At 48.1% G+C, this 18649-nt stretch carries 15 protein-coding genes; all 15 read right to left on the bottom strand.

Annotation, left to right across the window (positions count from 1 at the left end):
• Window positions 1–29 precede the first annotated feature (29 nt).
• Window positions 30–1304, bottom strand: coding sequence for a cell division protein FtsA (gene ftsA / locus ACUYLD_RS05770; RefSeq protein ID WP_061828509.1), 1275 nt, complete (start codon window positions 1302–1304; stop codon window positions 30–32).
• Window positions 1305–1503: 199 nt separating this feature from the next.
• Window positions 1504–2268 carry a cell division protein FtsQ/DivIB gene (locus ACUYLD_RS05765; RefSeq protein ID WP_061828510.1) on the bottom strand — a complete coding sequence of 255 codons (765 nt, stop codon included), beginning with the start codon at window positions 2266–2268 and terminating at the stop codon, window positions 1504–1506.
• A 56-nt stretch (window positions 2269–2324) separates the two neighbouring features.
• Entirely contained in the window at window positions 2325–3635 is a 1311-nt protein-coding gene (gene murA, locus ACUYLD_RS05760; RefSeq protein ID WP_172828261.1) for a UDP-N-acetylglucosamine 1-carboxyvinyltransferase, read from the bottom strand.
• Window positions 3625–4530, bottom strand: coding sequence for a UDP-N-acetylmuramate dehydrogenase (gene murB, locus ACUYLD_RS05755; protein ID WP_069289985.1), 906 nt, complete (start codon window positions 4528–4530; stop codon window positions 3625–3627). Before murB ends, murA begins: the two co-directional genes overlap by 11 nt.
• Window positions 4531–4676: 146 nt before the next feature.
• Window positions 4677–5786 (bottom strand): undecaprenyldiphospho-muramoylpentapeptide beta-N-acetylglucosaminyltransferase, encoded by a 1110-nt coding sequence (gene murG, locus ACUYLD_RS05750; protein ID WP_061828512.1) that lies wholly within the window; start codon window positions 5784–5786, stop codon window positions 4677–4679.
• A gap of 6 nt (window positions 5787–5792) precedes the next feature.
• Window positions 5793–6890: a stage V sporulation protein E gene (gene spoVE, locus ACUYLD_RS05745; RefSeq protein ID WP_061828513.1), complete on the bottom strand. Its 1098-nt coding sequence runs from the start codon at window positions 6888–6890 to the stop codon at window positions 5793–5795.
• 49 nt (window positions 6891–6939) lie between these two features.
• Window positions 6940–8361, bottom strand: coding sequence for a UDP-N-acetylmuramoyl-L-alanine--D-glutamate ligase (gene murD, locus ACUYLD_RS05740; RefSeq protein ID WP_446674594.1), 1422 nt, complete (start codon window positions 8359–8361; stop codon window positions 6940–6942).
• 4 nt (window positions 8362–8365) lie between these two features.
• The gene (gene mraY / locus ACUYLD_RS05735) at window positions 8366–9334 is read right to left on the bottom strand and encodes a phospho-N-acetylmuramoyl-pentapeptide-transferase (protein ID WP_013311092.1); all 969 of its coding nucleotides are present in this window, start codon (window positions 9332–9334) and stop codon (window positions 8366–8368) included.
• Window positions 9335–9356: 22 nt separating this feature from the next.
• A complete protein-coding gene (locus ACUYLD_RS05730) occupies window positions 9357–10760 on the bottom strand; it encodes a UDP-N-acetylmuramoyl-tripeptide--D-alanyl-D-alanine ligase (RefSeq protein ID WP_446674920.1) in 1404 nt (467 codons plus the stop codon).
• Window positions 10760–12247 carry a UDP-N-acetylmuramoyl-L-alanyl-D-glutamate--2,6-diaminopimelate ligase gene (locus ACUYLD_RS05725; RefSeq protein WP_069289989.1) on the bottom strand — a complete coding sequence of 496 codons (1488 nt, stop codon included), beginning with the start codon at window positions 12245–12247 and terminating at the stop codon, window positions 10760–10762. The genes ACUYLD_RS05730 and ACUYLD_RS05725 overlap by 1 nt, the downstream gene beginning before the upstream one ends.
• Window positions 12248–12302: 55 nt before the next feature.
• On the bottom strand, window positions 12303–14219 hold the full coding sequence (locus ACUYLD_RS05720) for a stage V sporulation protein D (RefSeq protein WP_069289990.1): 1917 nt from the start codon (window positions 14217–14219) through the stop codon (window positions 12303–12305).
• Window positions 14220–14300: 81 nt separating this feature from the next.
• Window positions 14301–16655 carry a penicillin-binding transpeptidase domain-containing protein gene (locus ACUYLD_RS05715; RefSeq protein WP_254350276.1) on the bottom strand — a complete coding sequence of 785 codons (2355 nt, stop codon included), beginning with the start codon at window positions 16653–16655 and terminating at the stop codon, window positions 14301–14303.
• Between the two features lie 60 nt (window positions 16656–16715).
• Complete coding sequence (locus tag ACUYLD_RS05710; protein ID WP_061828519.1) at window positions 16716–17096, bottom strand: hypothetical protein; 381 nt, start codon at window positions 17094–17096, stop codon at window positions 16716–16718.
• A gap of 24 nt (window positions 17097–17120) precedes the next feature.
• Window positions 17121–18071, bottom strand: a complete 951-nt coding sequence (gene rsmH, locus ACUYLD_RS05705; protein ID WP_254350277.1) for a 16S rRNA (cytosine(1402)-N(4))-methyltransferase RsmH — start codon at window positions 18069–18071, stop codon at window positions 17121–17123.
• Between the two features lie 17 nt (window positions 18072–18088).
• Window positions 18089–18526 (bottom strand): division/cell wall cluster transcriptional repressor MraZ, encoded by a 438-nt coding sequence (gene mraZ / locus ACUYLD_RS05700; RefSeq protein ID WP_013311099.1) that lies wholly within the window; start codon window positions 18524–18526, stop codon window positions 18089–18091.
• Window positions 18527–18649: the final 123 nt, after the last annotated feature.

Here is an 18649-nt window from a genome sequence, read left to right as displayed (position 1 = left end):
TCCATGATTGGCATAATTAGCAATGAACGTTATATAAATTCACTGAACATATTTTTTAAGCGTTCAATCAACCCCTGCTTTTGCTCGCCTTCCGCAGCGGGACTACTACTACTTTTGGTTCGGTTAGTCGGCTTCTTGGTACTTCCGCCACTGTTGCTAACGCTAGTCGATCTTCCGCGATAGTAACGAATAGCATTATGCAAGATTCCAACTCCGCTCGTGTAGCCCGGATCCCTTACACCGATAAAATCAGGTACGGCGATCCTTACGGAAGCGGCCAGTTCGCTTTGTGCCACCTGAAGTACACCAGGCATGGAGACGGTGCCTCCGGTAAGTATATAACCTCCCGGAAGCTCTGTGTAACCCAAGCGCTTAACTTCCGCCTGAATGAGTTGAAAAATTTCCTGCACTCTCGGCTCAATAATAGCAGCCAAATCCTGCTGGTTGAATTCCTTATCCACATTACTGCCGATACGCGTCACTTTAAAGACGACATCGGCTGCCGCATCATCATACCATGCGCAGCCGTATTTAAGCTTTACTTTTTCGGCTTGATCGGTAAGGGTTCTCAGTCCGTAGGCAATATCATTGGTTACAAATTCTCCACCAATCGGAAGTGTTGATGTGGCAACAATCGTTCCTTCCTGGAAAATGGCAACATTCGTAGATCCTGCACCAATATCCACCAGCACTGAACCCATCACCTTTTCATCCTTCGAAAGAGACAATTGTCCGGCTCCAAGAGGCAGCAAGACCAGATCTTTAATCCTCAAGCCGGCTTTCTCAACGCAGCGCAACAGATTATGTATCGGGGTCTTGCCTCCAGTAACAATCGTAGCCTCTACTTCGAGACGAACTCCAATCATACCGCGAGGGTCCTGAATGCCTTCAAGGCCATCCACGACATACTGCTTGGCTACCACGTCAATAATTTCTCTCTCCGGTGGTACGGCAATAACCTCAGCTGCCTTCAGTACACGCTCAATGTCCTCCTCACCGATTTCACGGTCCTCGTTGGACACGGCTACTACGCCATGACTATTTTGCAGGCCAATATGATTGCCTGAAATCCCCACATACACTTCTGTTATTTGAATACCAACCATGCGTTCTGCGTGATCCACGGCGTTACGGATTGATTGCACGGTTTGATCAATGTCTACAATTGCACCTTTGCGAATCCCTTCCGAGTCGGCAGATCCAACTCCAATAATATTAAAGGTTCCATTATTCATTTCCCCAATAATAGCCCGAACTTTGGATGTACCGATGTCCAAACTAACAATGATGTCATTGTTGCTCAAGTCTGTGGCACCTCCTGACTCCAAAATGAATTTCGTTCTTTAAACACACTCTGTACATATTCAACAAACTCCATGCTTTCCCTCTTTTTTCTACAAATTTTTTAGAAGCCAATTTATGGTTGCAGTCACATAAAAATTTGAAGAAAAAAGAAGGAGGCAAGTCTATTACCCATAAAATCAATTCTAGCATTTTTTCACATCACTGAGTAGTATCTTTTTCTTGGCCCTCTTCACTCGTATCCGGTTTGAACGGAACGTAGGAATCCGCCTCCAACATGGTGATCAAACCTGGATCTTCTGTTTCTAGCACCTGGTTCAAATAGCTGATTTTAGAATTCAGTAGAGAAACAGTTGTAATAACCTCAAACTGGGAACGTGTGTACATTTTGATGCGATCCGGAAAAGAAGGAATCGGTGCGGGAATGATTTCCGAAATATCGGCTGTCCATTCCCCCGGAATGCGCGATAAAGCATCACACAGCTTCGCTTTGTACGGATCATCAGATTTCCATTTAGTCAAAATAGGCTTCTCAACAGCTATTCCGCTACTTCCCACGCTCACGCTTGTCCCATTCGCTAGAATAGCACGAAGGCTCCCATCACTCTGCAGCTCGTAAGCGACCGTAGCAAACTCTTTAATGTGAATAGCAATAATACCCGGAAACTGCTTGTCCACTGTGACTTGCTGTATCGATTGAATTTCCCGCAGCTTCTCAGAGATGTCGGATGAACTGACTCCGAAATACTGGTCTCCAACAGCCAGACCGCTTCGATTAAGAAGCTGATCTCGGGTCGAAAATACATTACCATCAAAACGAATTTCAGAAACCCGACTCAACGAAGAACGGAAAAAGAGAACAGCGAGCAGTACGATAAACAACAAAATGAGAAGAATAGCAATCTTCCGGCTTGTTCTTTTTTTCGTTCTGTTCTTTTTAAGAACAGGTATTTGAGCATTTGGCATAGCTTCTCTCCACAAAAGCCTTTTGTCCCCCCGTTAACGGAGGGACATTACAGGCATTAATTTACGAAATCCAGGTGCTCCGGCACCGGAGACTGACGGCTCATTCGGGCACCCAGTCCCTGGAAAAGACGTTCGATCCGGTCATACCCTCTGTCAATATGATGAACCTGCTCGACAATAGTACGTCCTTGAGCCGCTAGACCCGCTATGACCAGCGCTGCCCCTGCCCGCAGATCGGTAGCCTCTACCGTAGCCCCGTACAGACGAGAAACTCCTCTTATAAAAGCAGCATTTGCATCAACCGTAATATCAGCACCCATTACATTTAGTTCATCCACATGTTTGAATCGGCTTTCGAAGACGGTCTCTTTCATGACACTAAATCCGTCCGCCAAAGAAAGCAGAACCATGACCTGAGATTGCAAATCTGTCGGAAAAGACGGGTAAGGGGAGGTAACGATCCTCTCCACTGCTTTGGGACGACTCATACAACTTACGGTCATTATATCATTCAAGATGCCGATTTGAACACCAGCCCGCCTGAGGACGTGAATCAGAGCAGACAAGTGGGATGGATTGCAGTGGGTCAGCGACACACTTCCTCGTGTAGCTGCAGCTGCAATCATAACCGTTCCAGCTACTATGCGGTCAGGAATGACCTCATACGTACACGGATTGAGGCGGCTGACCCCCGTGATTGTAATCGTGTCGGTTCCAGCACCAATAATACGGGCTCCCATGGCATTCAAGAAGTTTTGCAGATCCTGAATCTCCGGTTCCCTCGCTGCATTGGTGATCGTTGTTCGTCCTTCAGCCAACGCAGCGGCCATCATAATATTTTCCGTTGCACCTACACTCGGGAAATCCATGTGGATGTCCGAGCCGATTAGCTTGTGGGCTCGAAACGTAATTTGCTCGTCTTTTTCCTCTATCTCTGCGCCAAGAGCTTTTAAGCCCTCTAGGTGAAGATCAATTTTGCGCTCGCCTATGGCGCAGCCTCCGGGCTGGTAAATGGAAACTTCTCCATATCTGGCGAGCAGCGGTCCCATCAGAAAGATAGATGAGCGCATTTGCTTCATCAAATCTTCCGGAATTTGGAACGTTCGGACGGACGACGTATCCACGTATACCGTTTCCTCTTCATGTCGGCATGTACAGCCGAGTCTTTCAAGGATGTGCAGCATGACCTTAATGTCTAAAAGATGGGGCACATTCCGAATTTCTACCTTACCTTGTGCAAGTAAGCTCGCTGCAAGAATAGGTAGTGCCGCATTTTTTGCCCCATGGATACGTATGGTGCCTGACAGGGGACGGCCTCCCTCAATCACCAATTTGTCCAATGTATCACCTCCGAGTTTACCGCTCACCCACTACGAAAACCTCCGGAACTAGCTTGATGCCGGTTTGAGATGATATTGTACTTTGAATATGCTTCATTAGGGTAAGCACGTCCTCTGCTGTCGCTTGACCGGTATTTACAATGAAATTGGCATGCTGTACAGATACCTCAGCGCCTCCCGCCTTCAAGCCCTTGAGACCTGCGCTCTCAATAAGACGAGCAGCATAGTCACCTGGAGGATTACGGAACACGCTTCCTGCACAAGCTAACTGTAGCGGCTGGGTCAGCCGACGGCGGTCTTTAAAAGCCGCAAGCGCTGATGAAATTTCCTCCCGATCGCCCCGCTTCATCCGAAACACTGCCTCTGTCACCATTCCACGTTGCTCATGCAACACGGAGTGACGATAGCTGAAATGCATATTGTCAGCATCGTACACAGCCAATTCCCCTGTATCCAGCACAATCTCAGCGGACTGGAATATTTGTGACACATCAGACCCATGGGCACCGGCGTTCATGTAGACAGCCCCACCGACTGATCCTGGGATACCACCAGCAAATTCAAGACCGGACAGGCCCTGCTTGCTGGCCATAACGCACAGTTTGACCAGTGAAACGCCTCCTCCAGCAACGATCTGTTCATTCTCAAAATGAACATAATCAAATCCTGGCCCCAGCTTGATCACAAGTCCCCGTATCCCTTTGTCAGAGACGAGCATGTTGGAGCCCCGCCCCAACTGCATCCAGGGAATTCCGTGCTCGCTAGCCAGCTTCAAAACTCTTGCCAGCTGCTCTTTGGTATCCGGGATGACAAGTGCATCCGCAGGGCCTCCAATCTTCCATGTCGTATATTTGGACAGCGGCTCATGCTCCAGCACTTTTCCGATATCATGCTCCGCTAATAATGGCATCCATTGCTGCATTGTACTGAAACCTCCTTGTTGCTTGCCCCGCATGGTTGTAAGGCTCTCACCTGACAACCGGCAGCCTGAGTGATGGTCACAATCTATAGGGTATCCTATGTAAATACCATCCGGTGTGTGACAACCGCCCAATTCTGCGCTGCAGACTACCTTTTATGGGCAAGACGTTCCATTTCTTTTACTAAAATATCTGCTGAGTCAGGCTTGCCGAGCGCAGACGCCGACTCTGCCATGCGACTTCGCCGTGCCTCATCCTTCATAATTCCCGCTATAGATTGAAACAGAGCCGGACCACTCAGTTCCTTTTCTACAATCATGACGGATGCGCCTGCCTTTTCAAGTGTACGAGCATTAGCCTCCTGATGGTTATTCGTCACATTAGGTGATGGGATCAGAATAGACGGAATGCCCAACGATGTGATCTCTGCCAAGAAGGAAGCACCTGCGCGATTAACAATTAATGAGGTACAAGCCAGCACCTCTGGCATATTGTGAATATAGGGAAGCACATGTAGATGATTGGGCAATGAGCCGATCTGATTCCGTATGCTATCCAGCGTTTGCTCATAATAAGATTCACCGGTTACATATACAAAATGGACGTCTTTCAGTTGTGAAAGTTGCGGAGCCATTGCAATCATGGCGTCATTAATGGCCTTCGCTCCCCTGCTGCCACCGACCACAAGGACGACCGAACTGTTCATCGGAACCCCAATTGTAGCAAATCCCCGATCCCGGTTAGCCAAACGAACTGTTGTAGCACGCGGGTTCCCAGTGTACAGTACATTTTTAGCTTTGGGGAAAGCTCCTTCTGAGCCTTCAAAGCTAACAGCCACTGTATCCACATAGCGACTCAGAAATGTATTAGTCAACCCTGGAATTGCATTTTGCTCATGAATAATGCTGGGAATTCCCAACTTGGAAGCTGCATAAACGACGGGTCCGCATACATATCCCCCAGTGCCAATAACGACATCTGGCTTAAATTTCTTTAATAATGCTTTGGATCTGCGAACCCCTTTGAAAAAGCGCATGATCGTTTTTATATTTTCCACAGACAAGCTGCGGCGAAATCCTGTGATATCAATAGCCTCAAATGGAATTTTTTCCTGAGGAACCAACTTGCTTTCGAGTCCTCGTTGACCGCCAATGTATAAAAATTCAGCGTCCGGATCAATCTCTTCGCACTGTCTGGCTACGGCCAGCGCCGGATAAATATGCCCTCCGGTACCGCCGCCGCTCAACACGACGCGCATAAACGTTCACCTCGCATAACGTGATAAATTTAGTAAAATGCCCAGAGCTGTTAGCATTAAGGTCAGAGAAGAACCTCCATAGCTGATTAAGGGCAGTGTTATTCCTGTCACCGGCATTAAACCGATAACGACACCAATATTAATGACGACCTGTACGGCGACCATTGCGACAATACCCACCGCAAGCAAACTGCCATAGGTATCCGGAATAGTTATAGCGACACGCATTCCTCTCCATACGAGGACCAAAAAGAGCCCCAGCACCGTCATTCCACCGATAAAGCCAAGCTCCTCCGCCAAAATGGAAAAAATAAAATCAGTTTGCGGCTCAGGAACGTAGCTATATTTTTGTCGACTCATGCCGAGTCCCAAGCCCGCCAGCCCGCCAGGACCAATCGCATATAGCGATTGAATAATTTGATAGCCTGCGCCAAGCGGATCGGACCAAGGGTCCAGAAAAGCGGTGATGCGCTGGAGTCGATAAGGCGCAGCTGCAATCAGTGCAGCAAACCCTGCTGCTCCCGACAAAGCCAGCAGACCGAGATGCTTCATACGCGCGCCTGCCGTAAATACGATGAGCATGGACGCTCCCATCATTACCGTGCCTGTGCCCAAATCGGGCTGGAGCATAATAAGCCCAAAAGCCAGTCCCATGAGTCCAAGCGGGGGCAACAGGCCGCGCGTAAAAGAGCTAATATCATAGTCAGGACGACTGAGCCAACGAGCGAGAAAAAGAATCATACCCAGCTTCATAAACTCGGAAGGCTGAATGCCGAAAGAGCTAATACCGAGCCAGCTTCGTGCCCCGCCTCTTACTACACCAATGCCGGGAATTAATACGGCAACCAGTAGCGCTAGACAGATCAACAACACGACCTTGGCATATTTCTGCCAGATCCGGTAGTCCGTTCTGGCAGTAAAGTACATCGCTACAAGGCCGAGCCCTGCAAACAGCAATTGCCGCTTTACAAAATAGTAGGAGTCCCCGTACTCGTGAAAAGCGAGGACGGCGCCCGCACTGTATACCATAACCATGCCGATGGCTAATAAGCTTACAATACAAACGAAAAGCCATAGATCCGGCGCTGGACGAGATTGCTTCATCAGGAGGCCACCCCTTGCATAAAAGTAGGGGCTTATCCAACCCCCCTACTTACAATTTATGCGCCGCCTCTTTAAAAATACGTCCACGCTCTTCATAGGATCGGAACATATCCCAGCTTGCACAGGCGGGTGAGAGTAATACTACATCTCCCGTCTCAGCAAATTCAGCAGCCTTGTTCACAGCCTCCACGAGCGTAGCGGCGGCATCCTCCCCATTATCGACGACCTTGACATGCTCTATTCCAGCCTGATGGGCCCGCTCAGCCAGCTTATGCCGTGTCTCACCCAAGAGCACAACGGCTTTCACACCTTCCTGCAAGGAAGGTACGAGCTCTGTATAATCAGAGCCGCGATCCAATCCTCCGGCAATGAGTACAATGGGTTGCTTAAAGGAAGATAAAGCCATCATTGTTGCTTTCGAATTGGTTGCTTTGGAATTATTGTAATAAGCTACACCAGCGTGTTCTAAAACATATTCAAGCCGATGTTCGACGCCGCGAAAAGTACTTAATGGTTCCGCCAAATTTGCTGGTTCTGCGCCTGCAGCAATGGCGATTGCGCAAGCAGCAAGAGCATTTTCTACGTTAAAACGACCCGGAAGTCCAATCTCAGCTACGCCTATAATGGGATGCAGCACACCATTTCCATCGCGGTATACGATGCTACGTTCAATATCGTCCTTCACATCCGGTATGTATGGCGGGTCAGCGAACAACCCTTCCTGCAAACGTTCTGTCATAGAGAACGGAAGCAGCTTCGCTTTTATATAGGGTACGAGCTCCCCGCAGACGGGGTCATCCCAGTTCACCACCGCAGTATCCGCTGCCGTTTGATTGGCAAATAGACGCGCCTTGGATGCAACGTAGTCCTCCATGCCTCCGTGGTAGTCCAAATGGGTCTCAGCTACATTGAGCAGGCAGGCCACAGTGGGCTTGAAATCTTTTGTTCCTTTTAACTGAAAGCTGCTCAGCTCCACAACCATCCACTCGTCCGACTTGGCATCCACAGCCGCCTCACATACGGGCGTACCGATATTACCAGCCACGATTGGATTCATGCCGGATGCTTCCAACAGCTTGCCTACCCAAGTGGTCGTGGTCGTCTTTCCGTTGGAGCCAGTAATTCCGATGATCGGAGCTTTACATAGATGGTAGGCGACCTCAACCTCGGTCACGACCTCAATGCCGAGCTCGACAGCTTTCTGTACGGGAGGGGCCGTATAAGGAATCCCTGGATTTTTGACAACCAGCTTCACTCCAGGATGAATTAGCCCTTCTGGGTGACTCCCACATAAAACGGAAATTCCCAAAGCCTCTAATTCAGAAGCTTCGGGACATTGTTCCCTATCCTTTTTATCATTGACTGTCAGCTTGGCTCCGGCCTGGTGCAGCACCTTGGCAACTTGCACGCCGCTTTTAGCCAGACCGATAATGACGACTTCCTGATCTCTGTATGCGTCTGGATGGTTCATTTGTCTACAACCCCTTGTTGAGATAAAGTCCGAGTCCTGCCAACAGCAGTCCTACAGCCCAGAATGTAATGACTACGCGCCATTCGGACCAGCCGGACAGCTCGAAATGATGATGAATCGGGCTCATTTTAAAAATACGCTTGCCACGTGTTTTAAAGGAAGCTACTTGCAAGACTACGGACAGCATTTCAATTACGAATACACCACCGATAATGAGAAACAAAATTTCGCTTTTCGTAACGATGGCAATGGCACCTATGGCGCCTCCGATTCCCAGCGAGCCTGTATCACCCATAAACACCTTGGCAGGATGAGCATTATATACAAGAAATCCGAGTACAGCGCCAATCATAGCCGCTGAGCATACTGCTGCCGGAAGCGAGGTCGCCTGAATCGCGACAATGGCATAAGCAGCAAAAGCAATGGCACTTGTACCGGACAGCAGCCCGTCCAGCCCATCCGTGAAATTGACAGCATTGCTAATCGCCAGCATCATGATAATGATGAACGGATAATAAAACCAGCCGCCCCAATCAAATGACCATGACGTTCCAGGGATGCCGATCGCAGTACTATGATCATTGCTAAGCAGAAGCCAGCACATAATTGCGCCGAACAATAATTGCCCAAACAGCTTTTGACGCGCCGTCAGACCTAACGAGCGTTTGAATACAATTTTGATATAGTCGTCCAAAAAGCCGATCAGCCCAAAACCGAGCGTAGCAACCAACAGAACGTAAAAGTCCGTATTTTTGATAGCTGAAAACTTAAGAAAGGTCAGCGTAAAAGCCACCAGAATCACGATACCGCCCATTGTAGGCGTACCTATCTTTTTAAGATGGCTTTGTGGCCCGTCATCCCGGACCTGCTGGCCGAATTTCATTCGCCGCAGCAGCGGAATGAGCAGTGGAGCGGCAATGACCGCCAGTATAAACGATACGACGATCGTCAGCAGTAATAATTGAATATCCATGGGAGTCTCCCTCTCGTCAACATCAGTTCTGTAGCGGACCGTTTTTCAGCGCATCCACAATTTCTTCTAGTCGCATCCCTCTGGATGCCTTAACCAGCACAATATCATTGGCGTGGAGATGAACCTGCAAATGCTGGATCAGCTCTTGCTTATCTGTATAAGCGTGCACGTTAGCAGTTGGCATCAACCCTTGCGCACCCTGCGCAATCGAAGTGCCTAACGCACCGTAGGTATACAGTACCTCTACGTCGTGCTTTGCCGCGAAAATTCCAATCTCCTCATGGAATTGCTTTTCCTCAGGTCCCAGCTCCAGCATGTCACCAAGCACGGCGACTTTACGTCCGTCCGTTTTATACGCAGACAACGTCTGAATAGCAGCCTTCATTGAAGCCGGGCTGGCATTATAAGCGTCGTTTAGCACGGTAAGTGCATTAGGACATTTCACGACCTCAATGCGCATGCCCGTCAGTTTTAAAGACGACAACCCTTTACGTATATGGTCTGCATCGACATTGAAATGACGCGCTACCGCCAGTGCTGCCAAACCATTTACAACATTGTGCTGTCCAAGCAAGGGAAGCCGGAAAGCCTCTTTGCCAGATTGGGCTGTTATGAATAAGCTACCTTCTTCATCCGAAGTGATTTCAGTCGGATAGTCATCGTTGCCTGTAGCTAGCCCGAACGTAAACAATTTTAAACCTTCAGGCTTGACCGTTTCAGACTCCGCCAACACTTGTGAAAGCAGTGGTTCATCCCCATTGTAGATCAGCAAGCCACCAGGCTTAAGACCACTTGTAATCTCCAACTTTGCACGAGCGATTTCCGTTCGAGAACCAAGCTGCAGCAAGTGCGATTCGCCTATGTTCGTTATGATAGCTACATCTGGTTGGGCGATATTAGCCAGCAGACGAATCTCTCCGCGCCCACTCATGCCCATCTCCAGAATGAGAATATCTGTATCCTGCGGCATGGAAAGTACAGTTAAAGGCAAACCAATATGATTGTTATAATTTCCTTCGGTTTTGTGTACTTTAAAAGTCGTGCCCAGCAGAGCGTTTACGATGTCTTTCGTTGTCGTCTTGCCATTGCTTCCCGTGATCCCAACGACAGAAACGCCAATTTCGCGTAAGTATGCAGCTGCTAGATGCTGAAGGGCTTCTAGCGTATCCTCTACCTCAATAGCGTTCTCAGCCGGAGGTGCTCCATGATCCTTTTGCCATAAAAATGCAGCTGCACCTGCCTCGCTTACGATCTGCTGCACATAATTATGTCCATCAAACCGTTCGCCCACGAGTGGAACAAACAACCCTTGGCTCTGCAGCCTGCGAGAATCTGTAAAAACGCCTTCGACCATCTGTTCGGCGTCCGCTTCTCCGTGAAGTGTTCCTCCACACATAGATGCAATCTGACCGATTGTTCTTTTCATCACTTGGATAAACCCCTTATCGCTTCTTTGGCTACGATGCGGTCATCAAATTCATGCACCGTTTTTCCGATCAACTGGTAAGTCTCATGACCTTTTCCCGCAATCAATACTACATCGTCAGGGCTTGCCATTTCAACAGCTTTATGAATTGCAGTTCTGCGATCCACGATCAATTCGTATCGTTCTGCGGGTACACCTTCGTCAATCAACCCTTGTTCGATGTCTTTCAAAATCACTTTCGGGTCCTCTGTTCGCGGATTATCGGAAGTAATAAACGAATGATCGCTGTAACGCGCAGCAATTTTCCCCATCAACGGACGTTTTGTACGATCTCGGTCACCGCCGCATCCAAATACACACCATACTTTACCGACCGCAAATTCCTTTACGGTGCGAAGGACATTTTCCAATCCGTCCGGTGTATGGGCATAATCTACAATAACAGCAAAGGGCTGACCCGCATCTACAGGCTCTACCCGCCCATCTACGCCTGCGATAGACTCTAGACTGCGCTTGATATCCACTAGCGAGATTCCTTCCAGTAAAGCAGCGGTAATGGCCGCCAGTGCGTTGTACACATTGAACTTGCCCACCATTCGAAGTTCAATATCGGTATCTCCTTTAAAAGTAGACACATGGAAGGAGGTTCCCTTGGAACCTATAGTGATACGAGATGCCTGCACATCAGACTCCTTTTCCACGCCGTATGTAATCACTTGGGCCGCAGTTTGAGCCTGCAAATAGGAAGAAGCCGGATCGTCTGCATTCAGAACAGCATATTTGCTATCTGATGCATCCCGCGAGAAAGCATTTCCCAACCTAGAGAACAAAAGTCCTTTTGCAGCACGGTACTCCTCCATTGTGTTGTGGTAGTCCAGGTGGTCCTGCGTCAGGTTTGTAAATATAGCGGTGCGAAAATCAGTTCCTTTGACGCGGCCCTGCTCCAACGCATGTGAGGATACTTCCATGACACAGCATTGAACCCCCTGCTCTGCCATATTTCCGAGATAACGTTGCAGTTCCACCGCTTCGGGCGTAGTGCCAGACATTGGGTAAGACTGACCTCCGTAACGCATTTGAATCGTACCAATCAGTCCGGTGTTCACCCCGGCATCCTTCATGATCTTTTCAATCAGATAAGTTATCGTTGTTTTACCGTTGGTTCCGGTTATGCCGATCATGCGCATACGTCGGCTCGGTGAATCAAACATATAATCCGCCAAAACCGCCATGGCATGTCGTGCATCCTTAACTACAAGCTGCGGAACAGGTACATCCAGTTCCCGTTCAACGACCAAAGCTGCCGCCCCGGACGCAATTGCCTGCTCAGCATAGTCATGTCCGTCCACTGTAAAACCTGGCAAACATAGAAATAAATCTCCCTGTTGCACTCGACGTGAATCCGCCCCGATTCCTCGGCAATCCACTGTACCGTCACCCACCACACGGGAGACGGCCAGCAGTGAAGCCAATTGTTGAAGCTGCATCTTTCATTCCTCCATTGCTCTCTCGTTATTCATAGTATGGTATAAAATGAACCTATCAATCCCCCATGTAAATACGGATCGTTGATCCCCGCTCCAATCTGGAGCCCGGCTTCGGCGCCTGACTCACGACCGTCTTGCCTGACCCAGATTTCACGAGCATAAAGTTCATATTCATATCTTCGTACAAATCAGCTGCAGTAGCACCTACCAGATCAGGTACCGTTTCGATCGGATTTTCTCCATACTTGTACTCTTTGGCAATTTGATTGGTGCGAGGCGGTATTTTCAAGGCAATCAGCGCGTCCTTTAAAATATTTTGCACGATTGGCGCAGCAACCACCCCGCCGAATTGAATGCCCTTCGGGTTATCGACAGCGGTATAAACGACGATTTGCGGATCATCCGCCGGTGCAAAACCAATAAAGGATACAATATGCTCCGAGGAAGAATAACGCCCGTTAATCACCTTTTGTGCTGTCCCCGTTTTACCTCCCACCCGGTAGCCTTCAATAAAAGCAGGACGACCTGTACCTTTAGCAACGACGCTTTCCAGCGCTTCCCTTACCTGTCGGGAGGTTTCCTCTGAAATAACCCTACGTACCAGTTCTGGCTCTACTTTTTCCAGCACTTTTCCGGTTCCCGGCTGAACCCAACCTTTTGTAATGTGAGGCTTATAAAGATTACCGCCATTGATTGCCGCTGATACAGCCGTAACCTGCTGGATCGGAGTAACAGACACCCCTTGACCAAAAGCGGTTGTCGCCAGCTCTACAGGACCGACCTGAGGTAGTTTGAACAAAATACCGTTGCCCTCACCAATCATGTCGATCCCCGTTTTGCTGCCGAAGCCAAAATTGCGAATGTATTTGAACAGTGTTTCTTTACCTAATCGCTGCCCCAATGTTACAAAACCGGGGTTGCAAGAATTCTCCACCACTTGAAGAAAAGTTTGGCTTCCATGTCCGCCTTTCTTCCAGCAACGCAGTCGTGCTCCACCGACTTCAATATATCCCGGATCAAAAAAACGGTCATTTTTGAGATTGACCTTCTTTTCTTCCAAGGCAGCCGCCAGTGTAATAATTTTGAAAGTAGACCCAGGTTCATATGTCATCCAGATAGGCAGATTTCGATTATAGATTTCAGGCGCATATTGCTTGTATTGCGCTGGCTCATAGCTTGGTCGTCCAGCCATGCCTAATATTTCACCCGTCTTAGGGTTCATAGCTATAGACAATGCGGACTTCGCCTGAAATTTGACCATGGCTTGGTCAAGCTCCCGTTCCATAATGGACTGCACAGACTTATCAATGGTTAATTGTAAATTTAGTCCATCCTTCGGTTCAATGTATTTTTCAGAAGAACCAGGCATTAGACGACCACCTGCATCCGATAAATACGCAATGCTTCCGTCGATTCCCCGAAGCTTACTGTTTTGCTGCTTCTCTACGCCTGTCAGCCCTTGATTATCAATTCCTGTAAACCCAAGAATATGAGCCGCTAGATCACCATAAGGATAATAACGTTTGTTGTCTTCAGCAACAACGATACCCGGCAGCTTCAAATCACGAATTTGCTGCGCTTTCTCCATCGTAATTTTTCGTCCGCCGGGCTGAAGTTTTTGGCTTGCTGTTCGTTTGGTAATCAGCTTGAGTACTTTATCCTCACTCATATCCAGCAAGGGCGCTAGCCTGCGTGCCGTTTCTTCCGGCTTCTTAATTTGTACTGGTATCGCCATGACTGTCGGCGAACTGACATTATAGGTGAGCGCCGTACCCTGCCTATCCAAAATTTCGCCACGCTTGGCGGCAAATGGAATATTGCGGCGCCACGAATCCTCAGCCTTGGCCGAGAGCTCGCCTCCTTTACCCAATTGAACATAGGCGAGCCGGATCGACAAGGCTGCAAACAGTACAAATAATCCCATTAGCCCCCATACTAGCCTCCGCCGCATGGTCACGTTAGATTTTTTCAAACGCGCTCCCTCCGTTCCTCAAATACTCATGACATGTCTTACCTCATGAATATTCAAAAGAACGGACATTAGAACAAGCTATCAGTTATCCTCGCCTTTAATCGCAGCAGCACTTTCCTCATCTGCAACAGCAGATATTCCTCCCTTAGGAGCTTCCGAGTCTGTTCCAGCATCAGCAGTAGTACCGGAATCGGTTTTAGTATCGACCTCCGTTTTTGTTGCGCTGCCGGTCTGGTTAGCTGCAACTCCATTGGTCGAGTCCTGTGTTTCCTCCGGTTTCACTCCGGTCACCGTTTCTTTGGCCGGCTGAAGCGTCACGCTGACGATCCGCTTTCCATTTACCATTTGCGCCTTTTGAGAGACAACATAACCTTCGCCACTTACCTGCACACCAACCTTCATAAGGGTCAGAACTTGAAGTGTGTCACGCAACGAAACACCTGTAAAATCAGGAATAGTCATGTTGGCACTATCCTCAGTCAGCAAGTAAATGCGTTGTCCGGGTTTCATTTTGACGCCTGCTTCAGGATACTGGCGAACAATTTTGGAGCCTTTGCCTACCGTTTCATAGGCAATTCCCTGTTTGAGCAATGCATTTTGCGCATCCTTCTTCACCTGACCAGTTAATGTTGGTACCGTTGGCAAATTCACTGTTTTTACAACAGTGGCACCTGATTTATTCGTTTTAGTTCCCGTTTTTGGAACCCCCATATATTGCAACGATTGGGATACAATTTTTTTAAATACAGGTGCTGCTGCTGTACCGCCGCCTACCGATTTGTTAGGTTCGTCCATAACAACCAAAACAGCTATTTTCGGATCATTTACCGGTGCAAAACCTATAAAGGACACGACATCCTTCGAATGGTCATATACTTTTCCGACGACCTTCGTCGCTGTACCTGTTTTACCAGCTACACGATATCCGTCAATATAAGCAAGGCGTCCCGTACCAATTTCTTGGTCAGATACGACCTGCTCTAGATAGCTGCTTGTCTGGACTGCCGATTCCCGAGTAATCACTTGACGGACTTCCTTCGGTTGAATCGTCTGAACTTCGCCTGTATCTGGGTTGATGATTTCCTTCACCAGATGAGGCTGCATCAGCTTCCCCCCGTTAGCAATTGCCGAGATGGCAGCTACCTGCTGGATTGGCGTCACCTGAACACGTCCGTGTCCATATGAAGCGGTTGCGACCTCGGATTTGTACTGGGTATGGAACGTAATAGCCCCGGTAGACTCACTTGGAAGATCAATGCCCGTTTTCACGCCGAATCCAAAGTTATTAATATATTTCTTCAGTCTCTCGCCACCCAACTTATCCAAACCCAGATGGACGAAACCAACGTTACTTGAGCGCTTGACTCCCTGAAGATAGGTTAACGTTCCCCAGTTGCGGCTTACATCACGAATATCCCAGCCTCCGACCCGAATCATACCAGATTGGTAAGATTCATTTGGATTGAACACCTTTTCTTGAACCGCAGCTGCCAAGGTTACAATCTTAAACGTGGAGCCAGGCTCGTAGATAGATTGAGTAGCATTATTACGGAAATATTCCAAGGGTGTACTCCCATATGTATTGGGATTAAAATTCGGATAAGTTGCCATACCAAGAACATCCATCGTCTGGGGATCAGCAGCTACTACAGTCATCGTTTTCGGGTTGTATTTTGCAATAGCTTCCTGCATGGCATCCTCTATATAATACTGAATCGTATCGTCAATCGTCAGCTTTAAATTTTTACCATTTTGTGCCGGCTCATAGACACTTTCCGATCCTTGAAGAGGAACTCCCTTCCGATCCCGCTGATACAGAAGCTTTCCAGCCGTCCCCGAGAGCTCTTTATTATAATAAGCTTCCAACCCCATACCTGCTGTGCCATCTTTTCTTTGATAGCCAAGAACATGGGAAGCCAGCTTATTTTCCGGATAATAGCGTTTGGATTCTTGAACGGTGTCCACAGCTCCAATTACTTCATACTTATCCTTCAAATACTCTTTGAACGTATCCACTTGTGCCTTGATCTCAGGATCTACCTTCCAGCCCCCATTACGAATCTCGCGATTTTTTAAGTAGTTCCCCTTTTTATCCTTTGCAGAAAGATGTCCTCTCAGCTCATCCTCAGGCGTTTTGAGTAACTGGTGCAGCTTAGCTACAACCTCATTCTCCAAATCATACTCCTGAATGATGCTAGGATTGACAACTACCGTATAAGCCGGTGCATCCGTAGCCAATACGTTTCCTTTACGGTCCGTAATGGTTCCACGCTTGGGCTGAATCACCTGATCTCTTTCTACTTGATTAACTACCAGGTTATGCCAGTACTCCCCGCTCACAACTTGAATCCAAAATACCTTAAGTAGCAGAACAAGAAAAAAGAGGGTAATACATCCCCCTATTAGCAGTGTGCGAAGCTTTATTCTTTTGACCATAGCTCAAACCTCTCTGCAAAAAAATGTACGTCAGAGCATAGCTTGATGCTATGCCCTTAACTATTTGGCAGCCTGCTTTTCCACACGAATGGGCTCTCTTGTTGGTTCGATATATCCCTGTTGCTTTGCAGTCGGCACGATCTGATTTTCCAGACGCTCCTTTTGCATCTTCAGTTGGGCGATATTGGTCTGTAATTTGGAAATGTCCTTGCTTGCCGTATTAATCGAATAATTGATTTGATAAATGTGAGCGTACCTGCTAATCAACATACCAGCAATGACAATGCACGCTACAAGTGTCAATAGATACAGCAGCTTTTCTCGAATCGGCAGCTCTCTGCGGCGTGTAACGACTTTGGTGGTCTCACGATACCGTTGTTGCTGAACCTGTTCCTGACGGGCTCTTTCTTTTACAGCCAAATTACCGCGTGTATAAGCCATGTCGCCTCTCCTTCTCCATTAAATTTACAATTTCTCGGCAACTCTCAGCTTCGCTGACCGGGACCGAGGATTAAGCTCCAGTTCCTGCTCTGACGCCACAATCGGCTTACGGTTCACCAGCTTCAGATCGCCTTCCATTTTGTCTTCCAAAATAGGCAAATCAGATGGATAGATGCTTTTCGCCAAATACTCCTTGAAAATATGCTTGCATATCCGATCCTCCAGAGAATGGAATGTAATGACCGAAATTCTGCCTCCTGGAGCCAGACATCTTACTGCCTGATGCAAAGTATCTTCCAGTGCACCCAACTCATCATTCACAGCAATCCGCAAAGCCTGGAAACTGCGTTTAGCCGGATGTCCCCCGGTTCTGCGTGCCGCAGCCGGAATTCCTTCTTTGATAATATCGACAAGTTCCCCAGTTGTGTGAATAGGCTTGTTCAATCGACGTTCAATCATGATCTTTGCGATCCGCCGTGAAAACTTCTCTTCTCCGTAATGAAACAAAATACGCGCAATCTCTGCTTCCGACCATTTATTGACAATTTCGTAAGCCGTAAGCGAGCTACTCTGATCCATCCGCATATCAAGCGGCGCATCATGATTGTAGCTAAATCCCCGTTCCCCCTCATCGAACTGGGGCGAGGACACACCCAGATCGAACAAAATACCCTGGACCTGCGGGACGCCGTCTTTCTCGGGCAATCCCAATTCGGTCAGCTTGTCCTGCAAGTGGCGGAAGTTGGATTTCACTAATGAAATCTTGCCTTCATAGGCTGACAGCTTCTCTCGCGCATTGTTCAATGCCCAGTCGTCCTGATCAAAGGCAATGAGCCTTCCCTCAGGGCCAAGCTGTGATGCAATGACGGAACTGTGTCCTGCCCCTCCCAACGTGCAGTCCACATAAATCCCGTCCTGCCTGATGTTTAGTGCCTGTGTTGCTTCTTCTTTGAGTACGGTAATGTGGTGAAACAAACGGCTGACCTCCTAAATTACAATTCAAAGTTGAAATCAACCAATTTCTCAGCAATGTCGTTAAATGCTTCTTCTGATTGGTTGAAATATTGCTCCCAAGTGTGCTTGCTCCAAATCTCTACACGGGTGGACACTCCCAATACGACGCACTCTTTAGTGAGCTTGGCGTATTCGCACAAATTCCCCGGTAAATTTACCCTGCCCTGTTTGTCCAATTCGCATTCAGTCGCCCCCGAGAAAAAAAAACGGGTAAACGCCCGCGCATCGGCCTTCATCAGAGGCAGTGCTTTAAGTTTTTTCTCCATGACAGCCCACTCATCCATGGGATACACGAAGAGGCATTGGTCCAACCCGCGGGTAACCACGAACGAGGCACCAAGAAGTTCACGAAACTTGGCCGGTACAGTAAGCCGACCCTTCTCATCAATGCTATGTTGGAACTCCCCCATAAACATTGGTTTCGTCACCCCTTACCCCATTCTCCCACTTTGGCCCACTTTCCACCACCTAAGCATAATAGATTCGCTTTAAAAAATCAAAGACCTCTTTTTCATTACCAAAAAGTGATAGAAGCCGGA

The organism is Paenibacillus sp. SER-28 (genome assembly GCF_052906305.1).
Note: the sequence above shows the minus strand (reverse complement) of the source record. Positions and strands in the feature narration are given on the sequence as shown.

What these genes read in the sequence shown, in the direction of transcription:
- mraY (WP_013311092.1), bottom strand. Translation starts at nt 9,334, where the DNA reads ATGGATATTCAATTATTACTGCTGACGATCGTCGTATCGTTTATACTG.
- ACUYLD_RS05710 (WP_061828519.1), bottom strand. Translation starts at nt 17,096, where the DNA reads ATGGCTTATACACGCGGTAATTTGGCTGTAAAAGAAAGAGCCCGTCAG.
- ACUYLD_RS05730 (WP_446674920.1), bottom strand. Translation starts at nt 10,760, where the DNA reads ATGAAAAGAACAATCGGTCAGATTGCATCTATGTGTGGAGGAACACTT.
- murG (WP_061828512.1), bottom strand. Translation starts at nt 5,786, where the DNA reads ATGCGCGTCGTGTTGAGCGGCGGCGGTACCGGAGGGCATATTTATCCG.
- murD (WP_446674594.1), bottom strand. Translation starts at nt 8,361, where the DNA reads ATGAACCATCCAGACGCATACAGAGATCAGGAAGTCGTCATTATCGGT.
- mraZ (WP_013311099.1), bottom strand. Translation starts at nt 18,526, where the DNA reads ATGTTTATGGGGGAGTTCCAACATAGCATTGATGAGAAGGGTCGGCTT.
- ACUYLD_RS05725 (WP_069289989.1), bottom strand. Translation starts at nt 12,247, where the DNA reads ATGCAGCTTCAACAATTGGCTTCACTGCTGGCCGTCTCCCGTGTGGTG.
- spoVE (WP_061828513.1), bottom strand. Translation starts at nt 6,890, where the DNA reads ATGAAGCAATCTCGTCCAGCGCCGGATCTATGGCTTTTCGTTTGTATT.
- ACUYLD_RS05765 (WP_061828510.1), bottom strand. Translation starts at nt 2,268, where the DNA reads ATGCCAAATGCTCAAATACCTGTTCTTAAAAAGAACAGAACGAAAAAA.
- ACUYLD_RS05715 (WP_254350276.1), bottom strand. Translation starts at nt 16,655, where the DNA reads ATGGTCAAAAGAATAAAGCTTCGCACACTGCTAATAGGGGGATGTATT.
- murB (WP_069289985.1), bottom strand. Translation starts at nt 4,530, where the DNA reads ATGCAGCAATGGATGCCATTATTAGCGGAGCATGATATCGGAAAAGTG.